At 63.7% G+C, this 20,703-nt stretch carries 17 protein-coding genes; 7 read left to right on the forward strand and 10 right to left on the reverse strand.

The features are described from left to right. Positions 1-160 precede the first annotated feature (160 nt). Positions 161-1,669, reverse strand: coding sequence for an NlpC/P60 family protein (locus tag ACZI8Q_RS00975; RefSeq protein ID WP_463371635.1), 1,509 nt, complete (start codon positions 1,667-1,669; stop codon positions 161-163). A 414-nt stretch (positions 1,670-2,083) separates the two neighbouring features. Continuing rightward, positions 2,084-2,746, reverse strand: coding sequence for an Rv1476 family membrane protein (locus ACZI8Q_RS00980; protein WP_463371636.1), 663 nt, complete (start codon positions 2,744-2,746; stop codon positions 2,084-2,086). A gap of 308 nt (positions 2,747-3,054) precedes the next feature. On the opposite strand from ACZI8Q_RS00980, the gene acnA reads away from it, so the two are divergent. Further along, a complete protein-coding gene (acnA, locus tag ACZI8Q_RS00985) occupies positions 3,055-5,859 on the forward strand; it encodes an aconitate hydratase AcnA (protein ID WP_463371637.1) in 2,805 nt (934 codons plus the stop codon). An 88-nt stretch (positions 5,860-5,947) separates the two neighbouring features. Then, positions 5,948-6,514 carry a TetR/AcrR family transcriptional regulator gene (locus ACZI8Q_RS00990; protein ID WP_463371638.1) on the forward strand — a complete coding sequence of 189 codons (567 nt, stop codon included), beginning with the start codon at positions 5,948-5,950 and terminating at the stop codon, positions 6,512-6,514. A gap of 1 nt (position 6,515) precedes the next feature. On the opposite strand, the gene ACZI8Q_RS00995 is transcribed toward ACZI8Q_RS00990, so the two are convergent. Continuing rightward, positions 6,516-8,147, reverse strand: coding sequence for an ABC-F family ATP-binding cassette domain-containing protein (locus ACZI8Q_RS00995; protein WP_463371639.1), 1,632 nt, complete (start codon positions 8,145-8,147; stop codon positions 6,516-6,518). Between the two features lie 333 nt (positions 8,148-8,480). On the opposite strand from ACZI8Q_RS00995, the gene ACZI8Q_RS01000 reads away from it, so the two are divergent. Together ACZI8Q_RS01000 and ku are read left to right on the forward strand one after the other, a co-directional pair. Then, a complete protein-coding gene (locus ACZI8Q_RS01000; RefSeq protein WP_463371640.1) occupies positions 8,481-9,614 on the forward strand; it encodes a lycopene cyclase family protein in 1,134 nt (377 codons plus the stop codon). A gap of 39 nt (positions 9,615-9,653) precedes the next feature. After that, entirely contained in the window at positions 9,654-10,526 is an 873-nt protein-coding gene (ku, locus tag ACZI8Q_RS01005) for a non-homologous end joining protein Ku (RefSeq protein ID WP_463371641.1), read from the forward strand. Positions 10,527-10,541: 15 nt separating this feature from the next. Here the strand turns inward: ku and ACZI8Q_RS01010 are convergent, their stop codons facing one another. From ACZI8Q_RS01010 to ACZI8Q_RS01040, 7 genes are all read right to left on the reverse strand, one after another. After that, positions 10,542-10,931 carry a metal-sulfur cluster assembly factor gene (locus tag ACZI8Q_RS01010; RefSeq protein WP_463371642.1) on the reverse strand — a complete coding sequence of 130 codons (390 nt, stop codon included), beginning with the start codon at positions 10,929-10,931 and terminating at the stop codon, positions 10,542-10,544. Next, the gene (gene sufU / locus ACZI8Q_RS01015) at positions 10,928-11,413 is read right to left on the reverse strand and encodes a Fe-S cluster assembly sulfur transfer protein SufU (RefSeq protein ID WP_463371643.1); all 486 of its coding nucleotides are present in this window, start codon (positions 11,411-11,413) and stop codon (positions 10,928-10,930) included. Before sufU ends, ACZI8Q_RS01010 begins: the two co-directional genes overlap by 4 nt. Continuing rightward, positions 11,413-12,669, reverse strand: coding sequence for a cysteine desulfurase (locus tag ACZI8Q_RS01020; protein ID WP_463371644.1), 1,257 nt, complete (start codon positions 12,667-12,669; stop codon positions 11,413-11,415). The genes sufU and ACZI8Q_RS01020 overlap by 1 nt, the downstream gene beginning before the upstream one ends. Before the next feature lie 6 nt (positions 12,670-12,675). After that, entirely contained in the window at positions 12,676-13,485 is an 810-nt protein-coding gene (gene sufC, locus ACZI8Q_RS01025) for a Fe-S cluster assembly ATPase SufC (protein WP_463371645.1), read from the reverse strand. A gap of 41 nt (positions 13,486-13,526) precedes the next feature. Further along, positions 13,527-14,750: a Fe-S cluster assembly protein SufD gene (gene sufD / locus ACZI8Q_RS01030; protein WP_463371646.1), complete on the reverse strand. Its 1,224-nt coding sequence runs from the start codon at positions 14,748-14,750 to the stop codon at positions 13,527-13,529. Further along, entirely contained in the window at positions 14,750-16,207 is a 1,458-nt protein-coding gene (sufB, locus tag ACZI8Q_RS01035; RefSeq protein WP_463371647.1) for a Fe-S cluster assembly protein SufB, read from the reverse strand. The genes sufD and sufB overlap by 1 nt, the downstream gene beginning before the upstream one ends. 63 nt (positions 16,208-16,270) lie before the next feature. After that, positions 16,271-17,053 carry a helix-turn-helix transcriptional regulator gene (locus ACZI8Q_RS01040; protein WP_463371648.1) on the reverse strand — a complete coding sequence of 261 codons (783 nt, stop codon included), beginning with the start codon at positions 17,051-17,053 and terminating at the stop codon, positions 16,271-16,273. A 204-nt stretch (positions 17,054-17,257) separates the two neighbouring features. Between ACZI8Q_RS01040 and mptB the strand changes: the two genes are divergently transcribed. The 3 genes from mptB to ACZI8Q_RS01055 are packed head-to-tail and all read left to right on the forward strand — an operon-like array spanning position 17,258 to position 20,693. Beyond that, positions 17,258-18,961: a polyprenol phosphomannose-dependent alpha 1,6 mannosyltransferase MptB gene (gene mptB / locus ACZI8Q_RS01045; RefSeq protein WP_463371778.1), complete on the forward strand. Its 1,704-nt coding sequence runs from the start codon at positions 17,258-17,260 to the stop codon at positions 18,959-18,961. Continuing rightward, entirely contained in the window at positions 18,958-19,902 is a 945-nt protein-coding gene (locus ACZI8Q_RS01050) for an ABC transporter ATP-binding protein (RefSeq protein ID WP_463371649.1), read from the forward strand. The genes mptB and ACZI8Q_RS01050 overlap by 4 nt, the downstream gene beginning before the upstream one ends. Continuing rightward, a complete protein-coding gene (locus ACZI8Q_RS01055) occupies positions 19,899-20,693 on the forward strand; it encodes an ABC transporter permease (RefSeq protein WP_463371650.1) in 795 nt (264 codons plus the stop codon). The genes ACZI8Q_RS01050 and ACZI8Q_RS01055 overlap by 4 nt, the downstream gene beginning before the upstream one ends. Positions 20,694-20,703: the final 10 nt, after the last annotated feature.

Raw genomic sequence — 20,703 nt, forward strand, 5'->3', positions numbered from 1 at the left:
TAGATCGTTCCGCCCGTATCACGTACCTGCTCGACTGTGCCAACCGCAAGCGAGCCCGCCGCAACCAGGACGGGCGCGCCGTGGACCACTACGTTCACATGTCGAGCGAGGTCGCTCCGAAAGTGTCCCGACGGTGCCGCCACGACGTGTCCATCATGATCTACGACACCATACGGACAGCGTACGGGGTCATGCCATCCCAACGCACCGGAGAGATCTTCACGAACGACCCGGATTGAGGCGCTTCGAGCATTTTGCCGTCTCCGAGATACAGGGCAACGTGCTGACTCGCATTGGGCCCCCAGAACAGCATGTCGCCCCGCTGCATCTGCGAACTGGGAACCTGCTCGCCGGCGGTGTACTGATAGCCGGAATAGTGTGGGAGCGAAATACCGATTCCGGCGAAGGCATAGACCATCAGCCCCGAACAATCGAAGCCGACCTTGTTGAAATCGCCGTAACTGTCGGCCACGCCACCATCTCGGATGCCCTTCGTCGGACCGTTCTCGTCACCACCACCCCAGGCGTAGGTCACGCCGATCTGGGACAGACCGCGATCGATGACGATCTCGATCGCCTCGCTCGCGGAGAGCGCCGACACGTCCAAGGAAGAGTCGGTGGAGTCCCCCATCGACGACTCACCCCCCGACGAGTCCTGACCTCCCGGATAGGTCTCGTTCGAATACTCCTCGTACGAATAGCTCTGCGCCGAGGAGTCGCTGTCACCTTCGGCGGCGTCGTCCACACCTATGGTGTCTTCGAGTGCCGTGTGTGGCCGCTGTTCGGCGGCGAGCGCTGCGGCCCGGTCACGAGCCGCCTGGTTCTCCGCGAGGCGTGCCCTGGCTGCTTCGGCGGCTTCCTTCGCTGCCGCAGCTAGCGCGGCCTGTCGGGCTTCCTCCGCTTGCCGCTTCTGATCCCACGTCTCGTACGCCTGACGTTGTCCTTGTAACCCTGCAGCCTCGGCTCGTGCAGCATCGAGTTGCGCCTGCGCGACAGCACGGTCGGCTTCGATCTGTTCCTTCTTCGCGGTCTGCTCGGACAGCGCGTTGCGCGCCACCGCGATCGCCTGCTCCGCATCGGCCTTCCTGGCCGCGGCCGCGGCAGCAGCAGCTTCGGCTTCTTCCTGCGCGGCGCGGTTCGCGGAGTCCCGGTTGGCTTGCTCGGTGCGTGCTCGCTGCAACCCGTCGAGAACTGCTTTCTGGTTTGCCGCGAGCAACTTGAGTATCTGGGCCCTGTCGAGCAGATCTCGTGGACCGTCCGCGCCGAGCAACGTCGAAAACAACGAAACGTTGGTGCCTTGCGTGTAGCTCGACACCGCGAATTCGTCGAAGTCTTTCTGAGCGAACTCGATCATCGCGCCGGCATCTCGCAGAGCTCGCTGGGAGATTTCGACCGCGCGGACCGCCGCGTCGACGACTCCCCGCGCGTTCTGGAGATCTACGAGTGCGCGGTTGACATCTTCACGCTTGATCGCCACAGCATTGTCGAGTTCCGCCAGCTGTGCGTCTGCCTGTGCGACACGGTTGATCAGCTCGCTGACCAGATCGACACCGGAGTCGACACGAGTGTCTGCCTGCTGGATCTGTTCGTCGCTCGGATTGGGAGGCGGAGGAGGCACTGCACCGGCCAGGCCGGGTGTACTCCCGACGAGAGCTGCGACGATGCCCATACCGATCACCAGCCGGGCACCGCGACTTCCCGGGCGAGAGCGACTCCAGCGATACCTGCTGCTCGGCGATTGTCGCTTCACAAATCTCTCCCTCGGTTCCGACACCGAATGCGATGCGAATCGCATTCGGAGCAGGGGCCCGCATCGCAGCCCGCTCCACCGGCGGGTGGATTCACCAAACCCAACTGCCACCACACTGGGCAACAGCCATCAGACCGCGACACTTCTTCCCCAAAAGCGCCAGATGCACCGTACGACACTTTCGAATGCTTTGGAAACTTTGGCCACAAATAACACACGAGTAATTCGTCGAGGGTGCATGAAAAGCGAATTACGCAGTGCGTGCACAACTGCCGAGAAATGAAAATGGCCACCCGACGTTCTCCGGGTGGCAGTACTGCATTTTCGGCTCCGTCAGGCCTGGGCGTTTCGCTCCGGCGGATCGTCTGCACGTGATTCGTTCGCCGCCGAAGACTCGGACCGCGTTGGGCCCTCACCCGCATCGGGCCCGGTGGCCGCCCGCCGAAGTTTCGCGATAAGCGACAGAGCCGCAGCAGCAACCACCACGAAGATCAGCGCAAGAGTCATGAGCATCCACGGCGGCCCCGGATCGAGCACCTCGTCGAGAAAATTGTTGGCCGCGTCGACGGAACTGGGCGTATACGTCCGGTCCTGCCCGCTCTCGAGCTCGACACGGCTCAACGAATCACTGAAGGTGCCGACCCAGCTCGGACTGAGCACCAATACCGTGCCGCCTTCTTCGGTGCCTACTTCCGTTGCGAGATCACGTAATTGGGAATCGCGCCCGGGGTCTTTCGACAACACCACGATACTGAGGTCGATACCGTGCCCTTGGGCGCGGTCTACGACATCAACCAGTTCGTCGACCAACTCGTTCGGCGCGGAGACGGAATCGTCGGCGACATCCTGCAAGATCTCCGGGAGATCCACCTTCGGTGGAACATCGGCCGCCATCGGCCGCACGACGGCATGCGCCGGAAGCGCCACAATCGCGGGCCCGGTCTGCGCATGAATCACGGCACTCGTATGAATCACAGTGGCAATTGGGTCAGACATCTCTCATCCGGGCGGCTGTAGGAACGTCGGGTGGACCTCCCCGAGGAGGACTTGCCGGAGAGACTACGTGAGGCAACTGTCCGGTAGGGCGCCGCCGCCCCTCGCCCGCGACTCGTGTCGCCGTTTCGTTGCGGACGAGAGTCATCTCGGTGAAAACTGAGTACGCCTGCCGTGACCCGAGTTCTCACAGGACAAGCGTACTGTTAGACTTGGGATCGAGGCGCGCGGCGGCACGAACCCGCATCGCCTCATTCAGCCGCCGACACAGCCCAGTCGGCGGCCACCCCTCATAGACGAGTGGAGCTGACGTGAGCACCAGTATTGATTCATTCGGCGCCAAGGGCACCCTCGAGGTCGGTGAGAACTCCTACGAGATCTTCCGCCTCTCGGCTGTGCCCGGCACCGAGAAATTGCCCTACGCACTGAAGGTTCTCGCCGAGAATCTTCTCCGCACCGAAGACGGTGCGAACATCACCGCCGATCACATCCGCGCGATTGCCGGATGGGAACCCTCCGCGCAGCCCAACGTGGAGATCCAGTTCACGCCGGCGCGCGTGATCATGCAGGACTTCACCGGCGTTCCCTGCATCGTGGACCTCGCCACCATGCGTGAGGCTGTCACGACGCTCGGCGGCGACCCCAACAAGGTGAACCCGCTCTCCCCCGCCGACATGGTGATCGACCACTCGGTCATCCTCGACGTGTTCGGCAGCGAAGACGCTCTCGAGCGCAATGTGGACCTCGAGTACCAGCGCAACGGCGAGCGGTACCAGTTCCTGCGCTGGGGCCAGGGAGCGTTCGACGACTTCAAGGTCGTCCCCCCCGGCATGGGCATCGTCCACCAGGTGAACATCGAATATCTCGCCCCCACCGTCATGACCCGTAACGGACAGGCGTACCCGGACACCTGCGTCGGTACCGACTCGCACACCACGATGGTGAACGGCCTCGGTGTGCTCGGCTGGGGCGTCGGCGGCATCGAAGCCGAGGCAGCCATGCTCGGCCAGCCCGTGTCGATGCTCATTCCCCGTGTCGTCGGATTCAAGCTCACCGGAGAGATCCAGCCCGGCGTGACGGCTACCGACGTTGTCCTTACCGCCACCGACATGCTTCGCCAGCACGGCGTGGTCGGCAAGTTCGTCGAGTTCTACGGCAAGGGTGTCGCCGAGGTTCCGCTCGCGAACCGCGCGACCCTCGGCAACATGAGCCCCGAGTTCGGTTCCACCGCCGCGATTTTCCCGATCGACGAGGAAACGATCAACTACCTGCGCCTGACCGGCCGCAGCGACGAGCAGCTCGCGCTCGTCGAGGCGTACGCCAAGGAACAGGGCATGTGGCACGATCCCGAGAACGAGCCGGAGTACTCGGAGTACATCGAGCTCGATCTCAACACGGTCGTTCCGTCCATCGCCGGCCCGAAGCGTCCGCAGGACCGCATCCTGCTCACCGACGCCAAGACCGCATTCCGCAAGGACATCCACAACTACGTGGAGGAGCACCACCCCACCGAGCACACCCAGCTCGACGAGGCTGTCGAGGAGTCGTTCCCCGCGAGCGATCCCGCGACGCTGTCTTTCGCGGACGACTGCGCAGTCGACGTGCACTCGGCCGCCAACGGCTCCGAGGGACGTCCGTCCAAGCCGGTCAAGGTGGTCTCGGACACCCGGGGTGAGTTCGTTCTCGATCACGGTGCCGTCGTGGTCGCTGGTATCACTTCCTGCACCAACACGTCGAACCCGTCCGTGATGCTCGGTGCGGCCCTCCTCGCCCGCAATGCGGTGGAGAAGGGGCTGTCGACCAAGCCCTGGGTCAAGACCAACATGGCGCCCGGCTCGCAGGTCGTCACCGACTACTACGAGAAGGCCGGACTGTGGCCGTACCTCGAGAAGCTCGGCTACTACCTCGGTGGCTACGGCTGCACCACGTGCATCGGTAACACCGGACCGCTTCCGGAAGAGATCTCGGCAGCGATCAACGACAACGACCTGACCGCGACCGCCGTTCTTTCCGGTAACCGCAACTTCGAGGGACGCATCTCCCCCGACGTGAAGATGAACTACCTGGCGTCCCCACCGCTGGTCATCGCCTACGGTATCGCCGGCACGATGGACTTCGACTTCGAACACGACTCCCTCGGCAAGGACGCCGAAGGCAACGACGTGTTCCTGAAGGACATCTGGCCGTCATCGCGAGAGATCGAGGAGACGATCCAGTCTTCGATCAACCAGGACATGTTCCGCAAGTCCTACGAGACCATCTTCGCCGGTGACAGCCGTTGGCAGAACCTGTCCACCCCCGAGGGCGACACGTTCGAGTGGGACGAGAAGTCCACCTACGTCCGGAAGCCACCGTACTTCGACGGCATGACCAAAGAGGCGGAACCGGTCAAGGACATCAAGGGCGCTCGTGTGCTCGCACTGCTCGGCGACTCGGTCACCACCGACCACATCAGCCCGGCAGGTCCGATCAAGGCAGGAACCCCCGCTGCCCAGTACCTCGAGGCCAACGGCGTCGAGCGCAAGGACTTCAACTCCTTGGGCTCGCGGCGCGGTAACCACGAGGTCATGATTCGCGGTACGTTCGCGAACATTCGTCTGCGCAACCAGCTCCTCGACGATGTCTCGGGCGGCTACACCCGCGACTTCACCCAGGAAGGCGGACCGCAGTCCTTCATCTACGACGCGTCGCAGAACTACCAGAAGGCCGGCATCCCGCTGGTCGTGCTGGGCGGTAAGGAGTACGGATCCGGTTCCTCGCGTGACTGGGCCGCAAAGGGCACGTCACTCCTCGGCGTCGAGGCCGTCATCACCGAGTCGTTCGAGCGTATTCACCGCTCCAACCTCATCGGCATGGGCGTTGTCCCGCTTCAGTTCCCGGAGGGCGAGAGCGCGAAGTCGCTGAAGCTCGATGGCACCGAAACGTTCGACATCGTCGGCATCGAGAAGCTGAACGAGGGTGTGACACCGGAGACCATGTCGGTCACCGCGACCAAGACCGACGGCACCAAGGTCGAGTTCGACGCCGTCGTCCGAATCGACACCCCAGGTGAGGCGGACTACTACCGCAACGGCGGCATCTTGCAGTTCGTGCTCCGCAACATGATCAAGGGCTAGTTCACCAGCCATACCGACCACGCGGCGGACTCAGCTCGAGGGCTGAGTCCGCCGCGTGCTTTCGGAACGCGAGACGAGGACGAGAAGAGTGCCCAAGGTCAGCGAAGACCAGCTCGCAGCACGGCGCAGCCAGATCTTGGCCGGCGCGCGCCGGTGCTTCGCGGAATACGGTTACGACGGCGCAACCGTGCGCCGTCTGGAAGAAGTGACCGGAATGTCGCGCGGTGCGATATTCCACCATTTCAAAGACAAGGACGGGCTGTTCCTGGCCCTCGCACACGAGGATGCCTCCCGTATGGCCGACGTCGTCGCCGAGGAAGGCCTCGTGCAGGTCATGCGCGACATGCTCGAGAAGCCGGAAGACTTCGATTGGTTGGGTACCCGACTCGAGATTGCCCGACGTCTGCGCACCGACCCGGAGTTTCGCAAGAGTTGGTCACTGCGGTCGGCCGAACTGACCGAGGCAACCGCGGCACGTCTGACACGACAGAAGTCAGCGGGCCGTTTGCGCGACGACGTCCCCACCGACGTACTGATCGGCTACCTCGACCTGGTCATGGACGGGCTGGTGGCCCGCATAGCCTCGGGCCACGCAGGCGACAATCTGTCCAGCGTTCTCGATCTGGTGGAGGAATCCGTCCGCCGAAACGGCTGACTCACGCCAGCTGGATGAGCTCCAGGTACTCCTGTGACCAGTGGTCCTCCGTACCGTCCGGCAGCAAGATCACCCGTTCCGGGTCGAGAGCCTGCGCCGCGCCCGGATCGTGCGTCACCAGAACGACAGCACCGGTATAGCTGCGCAGTGCATCCAGCACCTGCTCACGTGAGGTCGGATCCAGGTTGTTGGTGGGCTCGTCGAGCAGAAGGACATTCGCGGCCGACGACACCAGGCCGGCCAGAGCGAGTCGGGTCTTCTCGCCGCCGGACAACGTCCCTGCGGGCTGTTCGAGTTGGGGACCGGTGAACATGAACGCGCCCAGCAGGGAACGCAGTTCCTGCTCCCCTGTGTCGGGCGCAGCGTGCCGGATGTTCTCCCACACGGTTGCGTCGTCGTCCAGAGTGTCGTGCTCCTGAGCGAAGTACCCGATCTTCAGACCATGCCCCGGCTCGAGTTCGCCGGCATCGGCCTCTTCGGTGCCGCCGAGGATGCGAAGCAAAGTCGTCTTTCCGGCGCCGTTGAGGCCGAGAACGACCACCCTGGACCCGCGGTCGATGGCGAGATCGACGCCGGTGAAGATCTCGAGCGAACCGTAGACCTTGGTCAGGTTCTTCGCCATCAGAGGTGTCTTGCCGCACGCGGCAGGTTGCGGGAACCGGATATGCGCCACCTTGTCCGACACCCGCTCTTCGTCGAGGTCGGCAATCAGCTTGTCGGCGCGCTTGGCCATGTTCTGGGCGGCAACGGCCTTCGTGGCCTTCGCGCCGAGCTTCGCAGCCTGAGCCCGCAGCGCACCCGCCTTCTTCTCGGCGTTCGCCCGCTCGCGGCGACGACGCTGCTCGTCGGTGGCCCGCGCATCGAGGTACTTCTTCCAGCCCATGTTGTAGACGTCGGCCTCGCCACGTACCGCGTCGAGGAACCAGACACGGTTCACGACGTCGTTCAACAGGTCGACGTCGTGACTGATGACCACGAGACCGCCCTCGTGGTTCTGCAGGAATCCGCGAAGCCAGGTGATCGAGTCCGCATCGAGGTGGTTGGTGGGCTCGTCGAGCAGCAGCGTGGTGTCCGAACGACCGCCACTACCGTCCGAAGCTGCGAACAGGATCCGAGCCAACTCCACACGTCGGCGCTGACCCCCCGACAGGGTGTGCAACGGCTGACCGAGAATGCGATCGGCGAGTCCGAGGCTGTTGCAAATGCGCGCGGCCTCGCTTTCGGCCACATATCCACCCAAGGCGGAAAAACGGTCCTCGAGGTTCCCGTACTTCTGGACCGCCTTGTCGCGCTGCGCGTCGTCGACCACTTCGGCCATCAGGATCTGCTGTTTCTCCATGTCTCGCAACAGCGCATCGAGACCGCGTGCAGACAGGACCCGGTCCTTTGCCAGCACGTTCAGATCACCCTCTTTGGGGTCCTGCGGCAGATACCCGAGGTCGCCGGACCGCACGACGGCACCCGCGTACGGTTCGCCCTCGCCGGCGAGAATGCGCAGTGTGGTGGTCTTCCCCGCACCGTTGCGCCCGACCAGTCCGATGCGATCCCCCGGCTGAATCCGCAGAGCTGGGCCCGGCGCAGTGAGAAGCGTCCGCACACCGGCACGAACTTCCAGGTCGGTGGCGGTAATCAACGAAACTCCTCATGGTCGGCTGACCGGTCGACTGCACTATGCCCGCTTCGCGGACACAAGAACCATCGATTTTACCGCTCAGGACGCCACTTCCCCACCCATGGACACGGTGACTCCGCTAACTCTCCGCCCCTCCCTCGTTGCTGAGACCTCGAGTGCGCTGGAACGTGCGGATTTTCGAGAAGGTGTGCGGGGTGTGAGCGGCTCATGTCGCGACCCCGATATTCGGGTTATAACGACATTCCGTCGCAGACCGAGTCTAGAATCTGCTGCGGGGAAGTTGGGAGAGTGCCCTGAAACCGCCGACGCCTGCCCCCGACTACCGTTCAGTTCATGCCGACGAACCCACCGCTCCCCGATGTAGCGGTAGTCGGCCTGGGCCCCGCAGGACGGGCGCTCTCCTACCGATGCTCGACGTGGGGACTTTCTGTCGTCGCCGTCGACCCCTCCCCTGACAGAGCCTGGTCGGCGACGTACGGAGCGTGGGAGGACGAACTGCCGACCTGGCTTCCGGTCGGCGCGATTGCCAGTCGGGTCAGTGCGCCGGCCGTACGCACCCGTAGTACACATCACCTCGATCGCACCTACTGCGTATTCGATACTGCATTACTGCAATCAATACTCGACATCGGTGATGTAGAGATAATCGCAGGTAGAGCAGCATATGTAGGACGATCGACGGTAACCATGACAGACGGGACCGTCGTTCACGCTCGACGCGTGGTCGATGTCAGAGGTGTCGGAAACGATCCCCTACTCGCACGACAGACCGCCTTCGGAGTGATCGTCGATTCGATTACCGCAGCCCCTGCCCTCGAAGGACGCGGCGCATGGTTCATGGATTGGAAGCGTGACAACGGTGCGGCGGAACACGACGCGCCGTCGTTTCTCTACGCGATCCCACTGGACCACAATCGTGTGCTGCTCGAAGAGACGTGCCTCGTCGGCCACCCACCGCTGGCTGTCGGCGAACTCGGCCGACGACTGGAAATGCGCCTGAACCGACGCGGAGTCGCAGTACCGAGTGATGCCGCCATCGAGCGAGTCTCCTTTACGGTCGAGCCACCCGTCGTGCCCCGACGCAGGGACGCGCCGCTCACATTCGGGGCACGCGGAGGTCTGATTCACCCGGGAACGGGCTACAGCGTGGCCGCCGCGCTCACTCATGCCGATCCGCTCGCGCAGGCACTTGCCGGCCACTCGACACCGGAATCCGTGCTGTGGCCCCTTTCTGCACGGCTGGTTGCCAGATTGCGGCACGTCGGACTGCAGGTTCTCCTGGGCTTGGATTCGGCCCACGCATGCGACTTCTTCGACGCATTCTTTGCCGTCCCGATCACGTCGCAGCGCGCCTATCTGTCGTCACGAACAGATGTGAAAGGGACACTCACCGCCATGTGTCAGCTGTTCCTCACGGCGCCACCAGGCGTGCGCCTCGACATTCTTCGCACCGTATTTCGGCGGTGAGCCTCGCGCCCGCCTGCGATAGCGCCCATGATGGACAGCATGCGTTCCATATGGAAAGGCTCGATAGCGTTCGGCCTAGTCAATGTGCCGGTCAAGGTCTACTCGGCGACAGAAGACCACGACATTCGCTTTCATCAGGTCCACGCCAAGGATGGCGGGCGAATCAAGTACAACCGCGTGTGCTCCGAGTGCGGAAATGTCATCCAGTACGCAGACATCGACAAGGCCTACGAATCCGATGACGGGGTTCGCGTCATTTTGGACAACGACGACTTCGACAAGCTCCCCGCAGCAGAAAAGCACGAGATTCCGGTTCTGCAGTTCGTTCCGACCGACCAGATCGATCCGATCCTGTTCGAGAAGAGCTATTTCCTCGAGCCGGATGCGAGCTCACCCAAGGCGTACGTGCTTCTGGCCACCACACTCGCCGAAAGCGACCGCACGGCACTCGTGCACTTCACCCTTCGCCAGCGCACGCGCCTTGCCGCAATGCGATCTCGGAATGGCGTGCTCGTCATACAGACACTGTTGTGGCCGGACGAGGTCCGGGCCGCCGAGTTCCCCACCCTCGACAATGTCGATAAACCCAAGCCCAAGGAACTGACGATGGCCGAAACCCTGGTCGAGAGCATGGCCGACGACTTCGAGCCGGCCGCCTACACCGACGAATACCAGGTGCAACTGCGCGAACTCCTGGACGAAATGATCAGCTCGGGTGGCAAGAAGGTGGTCAAGGTCTCGTCAGCCGAAAAATCAGACGAAGATGCCGAAGTGGTGGATCTCGTCGCGGCCTTGCAACGCAGCGTGGAAGCCGCAGGAATGGCCGCCTCCTCGGGTAAGTCGGACGCCAAGAGGCCGCCCAAACCCACCAAGAAGGCGGTCGGTCGTAGCTCAGCCCGCAAGACCGGCTGAGCTACGGGAGGATTTCTAGACGGTGAATCCGAGAGCGCGGAGCTGCTCGCGTCCGTCGTCGGTGATCTTGTCGGGACCCCACGGTGGCAGCCAGACCCAATTGATCTTCATCTCGTCACACACACCGCTACGAACGAGTGCTCCACGTGCCTGGTCCTCGATCACATCGGTGAGTGGGCAGGCCGCGGAAGTCAACGTCATATCGATCGTGACGACGCCGTCATCCTCGGTGATCCCGTAGACGAGACCCAGGTCCACGACGTTGATGCCAAGTTCCGGGTCGACCACGTCGCGCATGGCCTCCTCGAGATCCTCGAGACGTTCGACGGGAGGCACCGTTCCCGACGAGGTGGTCTCGGTTCCTTCGGCCTCCGGGCCGGCATCCGGCGTCTGAGTCTCACTCATGATGTTGGTCCTCCGATTCGAGCGGGTTCGTCGTCAGCGGGTTCGTATGCACGGATACGAACAACCGCATCCTTGAATGCCATCCATCCCAGCAACGCACATTTCACGCGTGCCGGATACTTCGAAACTCCGGCGAAGGCGATCCCATCGCCGAGCACATCCTCGTCACCTTCGACGGTGCCGCGGCTTCCGACCATCTCGCCGAATGCAGAGACGATCTCGAGCGCCTCACCGACAGGCTTACCGGTCACTTGATCGGTGAGCACCGATGTAGCTGCCTGACTGATCGAACAACCTTGACCGTCGTAGGAAACATCGGCCACAGTGCCGTCATCGGCGATCTGCACGCGGAGCGTCACTTCGTCGCCGCAGGTCGGGTTGACGTGATGAACTTCCGCGCCGAACGGCTCACGCAACCCGCGCGCGTGCGGATGCTTGTAGTGGTCCAGGATCACTTCCTGGTACATCTGTTCCATTCGCATCAGTCGTCCACCCCGAAGAACTCACGGGCTCGACGTACGGCAGCGCCGAGAGCGGCAACCTCGTCGAGCGTGTTGTACAGCGCAAAAGAAGCGCGTGCGGTCGCCGCCACGCCGAACCGGCGATGCAGGGGCCACGCGCAGTGATGGCCCACGCGGATTGCGACACCCTCGTCGTCCAGGATCTGGCCGAGGTCGTGGGCATGAATCCCATCGACGACGAAGGCCACCGCTCCCCCACGATTGTACGGCGTGGCAGGTCCGATGATTCGCACGCCGGGAATCGCACTGAGCGTTTCCAGTGCTGCAGCGGTGAGGGTGTGCTCGTGCGCGGCGACCGCGTCCATACCGATATCGCTCAGATACTGCACTGCTGCACCGAGACCGACCACCTGCGACGTCATGGGAACGCCCGCCTCGAACCGCTGAGGTGGCGCAGCGTACGTGGTTGCCTCCATGGTGACCGTTTCGATCATCGAACCGCCCGTGATGAACGGCGGCATTGCGGTCAGCAACTCGCGACGACCGTAGAGAACACCCACCCCCGACGGCCCCAGCATCTTGTGTCCGGAGAAGGCTGCGAAATCCACGCCGAGCGCATGAAAGTCCACCGCGGCATGCGGGACCGACTGGCAGGCATCGAGCACCACGAGTGCACCCACCGCCTTGGCCCGTCGGACCACCTCCTCGACCGGTGCCACTGCACCGGTCACGTTCGACTGGTGGGTGAAGGAGACGACCTTCACCGCGTCGGTCAGTTCCAGCGAATCGAGGTCGATTCGGCCATCGTCGGTAACGCCGTACCAACGCAGTGTCGCCCCCGTCTTACGCGCCAGTTCCTGCCACGGAATCAGATTCGCGTGATGCTCGAGTTCGGTGATCACGATCTCGTCACCAGGGCCGACCGACTGCTCGAACCGCTCGTCGCCGAGCACGTACGTGACCAGGTTGAGAGATTCGGTGGCGTTCTTGCTGAACACCAACTCGTCCGAATCCGCGCCCACGAAGTCCGCGATGAGTTCGCGGGCGCCCTCGTATGCGTCCGTGGCCTCCTCGGCGAGCTGATGAGCACCACGGTGAACCGCCGCGTTACACGTGGTCAGGAACTCGCGCTCCGCGTCGAGTACCTGATTGGGCCGCTGTGACGTTGCCCCGGAATCGAGGTAGACGAGTCGCTTTCCGTCGCGCACAGTCCGCCCCAGGATCGGGAAGTCCTCCCGGATCCTGGTCACGTCCAGTGCGCGCACCGTGGTGGTCATCTGTTTTTACGCCCCCTGACCTGCCGCTGCCCGGGTGAAACGCTCGTACCCGTTGGCCTCGAGCTCGTCTGCCAGTTCGGGTCCACCCGACTCGACGACCTGGCCGTCGACGAACACGTGGACGAAGTCCGGCGTGATGTAGCGCAGAATCCGCGTGTAGTGCGTGATGAGGAGGATGCCGCCGTGCTCGCGTTCCTTGTACCGATTGACACCTTCGGATACGACCCGGAGTGCGTCCACGTCGAGACCGGAGTCGGTTTCGTCGAGGATGGCGATCCTCGGCTTGAGGAGTCCGAGCTGAAGGATCTCGTGGCGCTTCTTCTCGCCACCGGAGAAGCCTTCGTTGACGCTGCGCTCACCGAACGCGGGATCGATGTCGAGTTCGCTCATCGACTCCTTGACCTCCTTCACCCAGTGACGGAGCTTCGGAGCCTCACCGCGAACCGCGGTGGCAGCGGTTCGCAGGAAGTTGGACATGGACACGCCCGGAACCTCGACGGGGTACTGCATGGCCAGGAACAGGCCTGCGCGTGCCCGCTCGTCGACGCTCATCTCGAGCACGTCCTCACCGTTGAGCGTGATCGAACCCGAGACGACCTGGTACTTGGGGTGTCCGGCGATGGCATACGACAACGTCGACTTGCCGGACCCGTTCGGGCCCATGATCGCGTGGGTTTCGCCGGAACGAACCGTGAGGTTCACACCCTTGAGGATGTGGATCGGATCTGCGGTTGCGTCGGTGTTCGCCACATCGACGTGCAGGTCACGGACTTCGAGAACCCAGTTCTCGGGAGTGGTGCTGTCAGGGGTAGTCATGGTGTTCCTTCGAAATATGAGGGTTAGCGGTAGCTGATGCGTCAGACGCCCACGGCGGCGAGTTCGGTTTCGACTGCTGCTTCGAGACGCTCTCGCAGTTCGGGAACCGCGATCTTGTTGATGATCTCGTGGAAGAAACCGCGCACGACGAGTCGTCGCGCCTGCTCCTCGGGAATTCCACGAGCACGCAGGTAGAAGAGTTGTTCGTCGTCGAAACGACCAGTTGCGCTGGCGTGACCTGCACCGAGAATCTCGCCTGTCTCGATCTCGAGGTTCGGTACCGAGTCCGCGCGCGCACCATCCGTCAGAACCAGGTTGCGATTGAGTTCGAAGGTGTCGGTTCCTTCGGCCTCCGCACGGATCAGAACATCACCGATCCACACGGTGTGCGCATCCGGCTTGCCCGACTCCGGGTCACCCTGCAGAGCGCCCTTGTACACGACGTTGGACTTGCAGTGGGGCTGCGCGTGGTCGACCAGAAGCCGCTGCTCGAAATGCTGGCCGGCGTCCGCGAAATAGAGTCCGAGCATCTCGGCGTCCCCACCGGGGCCGCTGTACTTGACCGTCCCGGTCAGGCGGACCAGATCGCCGCCCAAGCTGACGTTGGTATGACGCAACACGGCATCGCGACCGAGCCGAGCATGATGGGCGGTGACGTGGACGGCGTCATCGGCCCAATCCTGTACAGCGACAACCGTGAGCTTGGCGCTGTCGCCGAGCACGAACTCGACGTTCTCTGCGTATGTTCCGCTTCCTCGGTGATCGAGGACCACGGTGGCGTTCGCGAACTGTTCGAGACGGATCTGAAGATGGCCGAACGCGACCTTGCTCTCCCCCGGACCCGTCACGGCGATGTTCACGGTCTCGGGCACCTCGACCTCACGACCCACCGTCACCACAGTCGCCGAGTCGAACGAGGAGTATGCCTGTGCCGCGATACGGTCGGCGGGAACCCCGGCTTGGCCGAGGCGCTCGTCGGACCGCGCCACCGTCTCCACCGTCACGGCGTCGGTTTCGGTGACCTCGACGGTCGCCGCTCCTGACGCGACGGCCGTTCCGTCGTGCAGGCCCCGCAGGCGCCGCAGGGGCGTGAAGCGCCACACCTCGTCACGTCCACCTGGGATCTCGAAGGCGTTCACGTCGAACGAGGTGAACACCTCACCCTTGTTCACGATGGGTGATCCCGTTGCCGCCCCCCTGGGGTTCTCCCCCGCTACAGCGCCGATGACGCCGCGATCCTGGACACCAGATTCTGGCGTGGTCACTAACCCACCGCCCCTTCCATTTGCAGTTCGATGAGGCGGTTCAGTTCCAGGGCGTACTCCATGGGGAGTTCCTTGGCGATCGGCTCCACGAAGCCACGGACCACCGTTGCCATGGCCTCGTCTTCGGTGAGTCCGCGGCTCATGAGGTAGAACAATTGGTCGTCGCTGACCTTCGAAACGGTCGCCTCGTGCCCCATCGTGACGTCGTCCTCGCGGATGTCCACGTACGGGTAGGTGTCCGACCGACTGATCTGGTCGACGAGCAGAGCGTCACACTTGACCGTGGACTTCGACCCGTTGGCACCTTTGTTGACCTGAACCAGGCCGCGGTAGGAAGAGCGACCACCGCTGCGAGCCACCGACTTGCTGATGATGGTCGACGACGTGTGCGGCGCCAGGTGCAACATCTTCGCGCCGGTGTCCTGGTGCTGCCCCTCACCGGCAAAGGCGACGGAGAGAACTTCGCCACGGGCGTGCTCGCCCATCATCCACACCGCCGGATACTTCATGGTGACCTTCGAGCCGATATTGCCGTCGACCCACTCCATCGAACCGCCTTCCTCGACCTTGGTGCGCTTGGTCACCAGGTTGTAGACGTTGTTCGACCAGTTCTGAATGGTCGTGTAGCGGCAGTGGCCACCCTTCTTCACGATGATCTCGACGACCGCCGAGTGCAGCGAGTCCGAGTCGTAGATGGGCGCCGTGCACCCCTCGACGTAGTGCACCGAGGCATCCTCGTCCACGATGATCAGCGTCCGCTCGAACTGGCCCATGTTCTCGGTGTTGATGCGGAAGTAGGCCTGCAGCGGAATGTCGACGTGCACTCCCGGCGGCACGTAGATGAACGATCCACCCGACCACACCGCGGTGTTCAGCGCGGAGAACTTGTTGTCTCCGGCCGGAATGACCGTTCCGAAGTACTCCTTGAACAGTTCGGGATGTTCCCGCAGACCCGAGTCCGTGTCGAGGAAGATGACCCCCTGTGACTCGAGGTCCTCGCGGATCGAATGGTAGACGACCTCCGACTCGTACTGGGCGGCCACACCGGCGACCAGCCGCTGCTTCTCGGCTTCCGGGATGCCGAGCTTGTCGTAGGTGTTCTTGATGTCCTCGGGCAGATCTTCCCAGTTCGCTGCTTGCTTCTCGCTCGAACGCACGAAGTACTTGATGTTGTCGAAGTCGATTCCCTCGAGGTTCGAGCCCCAGTTCGGCATGGGCTTCTTGTCGAAGGTCTTGAGCGCGCGCAACCGGCTTTCGAGCATCCAGTCGGGCTCGCTCTTCTTTTCGGAGATGTCGCGCACGACGGCCTCGGACAGACCACGCTTGGCGGCTTCACCGGCCTCGTCCGAATCGGACCACCCGTAGCCGTAGTGGCCGAGCGACGCGATGGTCTCTTCCTGAGTCAGCGGCTCTGCGCCTGATTGCGGGGCAGTGACCTGATCTGATGCGACGGTCATGCGAGCTCCTTCCGGAGTCTTGATACGAAACCGGCGAGGGCTGTTCGCCGGGGGACATCGGGGCTATTGCGAGGGAGGGTCGGGCGGGCCCGGCCCGAGTGGGATGTGCGTCGTGCAGGCGCAGTCACCGTTTGCGATGGTGGCGAGCCTCTGGACGTGGGTGCCGAGCAGCGCGGAGAACGCGTCGCGCTCGGCGTCGCACAATTCGGGAAACTCCTCTGCCACGTGCGACACCGGACAGTGATGCTGGCAGATCTGAACACCGTTGCCGACCGGCCTGACGGACGCCGCGAACCCGGCGTCGGTGAAGGCATCTGCGATGGCCCCCGCAGTCTCTTCCACATTCCCGCCGTCATCGCCGTCCGTGGGAGGTACCCGTCCGACGATCGCGTCGACCCGGCGGCGAGCGAATTCGGTGATGGCGGCGTTACCTCCGATCTCCCGCAGTTGGCGCATCGCGGCGCCGGCAAGGTCGTCGTACGCGTGCCCCAGGCGGCCGCGGCCACGCGCAGTGATCTGGAAGTGTTTGGCGGGTCGGCCCCGACCGCGATGCCGTACCGCGACCGTTGCGGCCTCACGCGCTTCTCCGGATTCGAGAAGCGCGTCCAAGTGACGTCGGACACCCGCCGCGCTGAGTCCGAGACGACGCCCGATATCCGAGGCGGTGACGGGCCCTTCTTCGAGGAGAAGCTTCACCACCGCGGCGCGGGTTTGGCCTTCGTGACCGATCACAACAGGCGACGACGGGTCCGATGAAGGTGCAGGACCTGCACCTTCATCCATCACGCGTCGCGTTGCATCCGTTTTCACAACACTAGTGTGACGGAATTCCTCGAGCTGGTCCACTAAGGGTTACCTGCATGACATCGGGGAACATCGAGGCACCCGCGCTTGTTCACCGCCCCAGGGGCCGGGGTGTGACCGCGCACCTGCTGCCACGACTACGCTGCCTGTGTGCCGCAGACACCCGAGACACCGGAATCCCCCGTTCCGGCGAACCCGCCGCCGCGGCAGCAGCCGCTCGTAGACCGCCGGCAACCGCTCGATTCCCTGCGGCGTCTCCTCGCAGGCGTGTATCCGATCGGCGAAGGAAACCGGACCCAGCGTCCCTCGGTGGCCGAAGCCCTGCACGACGACGCCGAGTCCGCAGAACTGCTCGAATCCCCTCCGCTCGACAGCCGTGAGAACGCTCAATTCCGTGGAGTTCGACGCTTCGGAGCGACCGGTGCGGTGCTGATGCTCGTCGGTTCACTCGGCGCAGGATCTCATCCAGTACTCCAAAATCCGGTACAGGGGCTACGCCTGCTCGGACTGCCGGCGCGCATGCCCAGCGCCGCACTGACTCTCACCATGACCGGAATGGTGATGGTGGTACTGGCATGGCTTCTGCTCGGCCGATTCGCGATCGGAAACCTCGGACGCAGCACGCATGGTCCCATCCGCCGGCAACTCAGCCGCTCGCAACTCGATCGCACGTTGCTCCTGTGGATACTTCCCCTCACCATCGCCCCTCCACTGTTCAGCAAGGATTCCTACTCATACCTCGCGCAAAGCGAGATCGCGGCCCGCGGGCTCGACCCCTACGCGATCGGCCCCGCAGGCGCCCTGGGCGTCGACCATGTGCTCACGCGTACCGTTCCCACGATCTGGCGTGACACCCCAGCGCCCTACGGCCCCCTCTTCCTATGGCTGGGCGAGGGAATCAGCGCACTGACCGGCGACAACATTGTTGCGGGCATCTTCTTGCACCGCCTCCTCGCCATCGCCGGCGTCGCAATGATCGTCTGGGCACTCCCGCGGCTCGCGCGGCGTTGCCACGTGTCGGCTGTCGCAGCACTGTGGCTCGGCGCCGCCAATCCACTCGTGCTGTTCCACCTCGTCGGCGGCATTCACAACGAGGCCCTCATGCTGGGACTCATGCTGGCAGGAATCGAGTTCGCACTGCGAGCGATCGAGAACTCGGACCCCATCCGAGGTCGACGAATGTGGCTCCTGGTCGCCGGTGCCGTACTCATCGCATTGTCCTCCACGATCAAGATCCCATCGTTGCTCGCTCTCGGGTTCGTCGGGATGGCCCTCGCCAGACGATGGGGTGGCACAGTCAAATCAATACTGATGGCTGCCACATTGATGGCCGGGATCGCCGCTGTCGTCACCGCCGCTGTCAGTCTCGCGAGCGGCCTCGGAATCGGCTGGATACATACGTTGGGGACGGCGAACGAAGTCCGAAGCTGGATGTCCATCCCCACGCTTCTCGGCATGGCAACGGGTCTGGGTGGTGTTCTGCTCGGTCTCGGTGACCACACCACAGCCGTTCTCGGCCTCACCCGGCCGATCGCGTCGGTCGCTGCGGCCTTCATCACGGTCCGAATGCTGTTCGCGGTCCTGCACGGACGCATCCATGCCGTCGGCGCTCTCGGTCTCGCTGTCGGTGCGATCGTGCTGCTGTTCCCCGTCGTGCAGCCGTGGTACCTACTGTGGGCCGTCCTTCCACTGGCGGCATGGGCGACCACCCGGGCGTTCCGGATTCCCGCGGTCATCTTCTCGTCCATCGTCAGCATGATCGTCATGCCCAAAGGCGGCGAGGTACAGCCTTTCGTCATCGTTCAGGCAGTGATTGCCACCCTGTTCACCATCGGGACGCTCATCGTTATCACACGGAATCGTCTGCCCTGGCGGGTCGAACCCTCCACCCAGAAAGCCAGGGCAGCGGGTCGCACGGATACCTCCGACGCTTACGCTGATTCCCCATGACGTCCAATGCGCCACTATCGGCGGACCCCGCAGTGCGCCTGCAAGGCGTGTCGAAGTCATACGACGGTGTGAGTGCCGTCGCCGGCCTCGACCTGACCGCGCAGCGGTCGCAGGTCCTCGCCCTGCTCGGCCCGAACGGCGCAGGCAAGACCACCACCGTCGAAATGTGCGAGGGATTCGTTCACCCCGATTCGGGCACCGTCCGTGTCCTCGGGCTCGACCCGATCGCGGATTCCGGCGAGGTACGCTCCCGCATCGGCGTCATGCTTCAGGGCGGTGGCGCCTATCCCGGATCGAAGGCCGGCGAAATGCTCGAGCTGGTGGCCGCGTACTCGGCAAACCCCCTCGACGTCGATTGGTTGCTCCGCTGTCTCGGACTCGACGATGCGCGTCGCACACCGTACCGACGGCTGTCCGGCGGCCAGCAACAACGCTTGTCACTGGCGTGCGCACTCGTCGGCAGACCCGAACTGGTCTTCCTCGACGAACCCACCGCGGGACTGGACGCCCAAGCCCGCCTTCTCGTGTGGGAACTGATCGACGCACTCCGCCGAGACGGCGTCAGTGTTCTCCTGACCACCCACTTGATGGACGAGGCAGAAGAACTCGCAGACGAACTCGTCATCATCGACCACGGTTCGATCGTGGCGTCCGGAACGCCCGCACAGGTGACCCGGCACGGCGCCGAAGGCACGCTGCGTCTCACCACACGTCCCGGTCTCGACGTCGGTTCGCTCACATCGACACTCCCCGCCGGGTTTCGTGCCCACGAATCCTCGCCGGGAAACTACGTTGTGGAAGGTGCCATCGACCCAGCCGTCGTCACGCGCGTCGCCACGTGGTGCTCCGACCTCGGCGCACTCGTGGGCGAGCTCAAAGTAGATCAACGGAGCCTCGAAGACGTCTTCCTCGAGCTCACCGGCAAAGAACTGAGGGGATGAGTGTGGGTGACCGTCTGGTCGGCAACCGATTCGACGAGGGCACGTTCGTCCCCGATCCGCGCCCGAACAGCGCCCCCTCGATGTTGCGCGCGCAGACCACGCTCGAACTCAAACTCCTTCTCCGCAACGGCGAACAGCTGCTGCTCACCATGTTCATTCCGATCACGCTGCTCATCGGACTGTGCCTGCTTCCGATCGGGGACCTCGGCACGACCCGGGTCGACACCGTAGTACCGGCAGTGATGATGGTGGCCGTGATGTCGACGGCTTTCACCGGCCAGGCCATCGCCGTCGGTTTCGACCGCCGATACGGCGCCCTCAAACGTCTCGGCGCCACCCCACTCCCCAAGTGGGGAATCATCGCAGGCAAGAGCGCTGCCGTCGTTCTGGTGGTGGCGTTGCAGGCTCTGCTGATCGGCACGATCGGACTCCTGCTCGGATGGCGGCCTTCTCTCGCCGGCCTCGCACTCGGAGCTGTGATTCTCGCTCTCGGAACGGTTACGTTCGCCGCGATGGGCCTGCTTCTCGGCGGCACACTCCGCGCCGAGATCGTACTCGCTCTGGCAAACATCGCATGGTTCGTGATGGTGGGTATCGGCAGTATCGTTTTCGTCACCGACGATGTCCCGGCCGCACTGCACACGGCCGCACGACTCGTCCCCTCCGGTGCCCTGGCCACCGCCCTTCGGTCCGCACTCGACAACGGGATCGACTGGCTGAGTGTCGTCGTCCTCACCACGTGGGCGGCCATCGCCGGCGCGGTCGCCGTCCGAACGTTCAAGTTCATCTGAATTCTCGTCC

It is taken from the genome of Rhodococcus quanlei, from assembly GCF_055231015.1.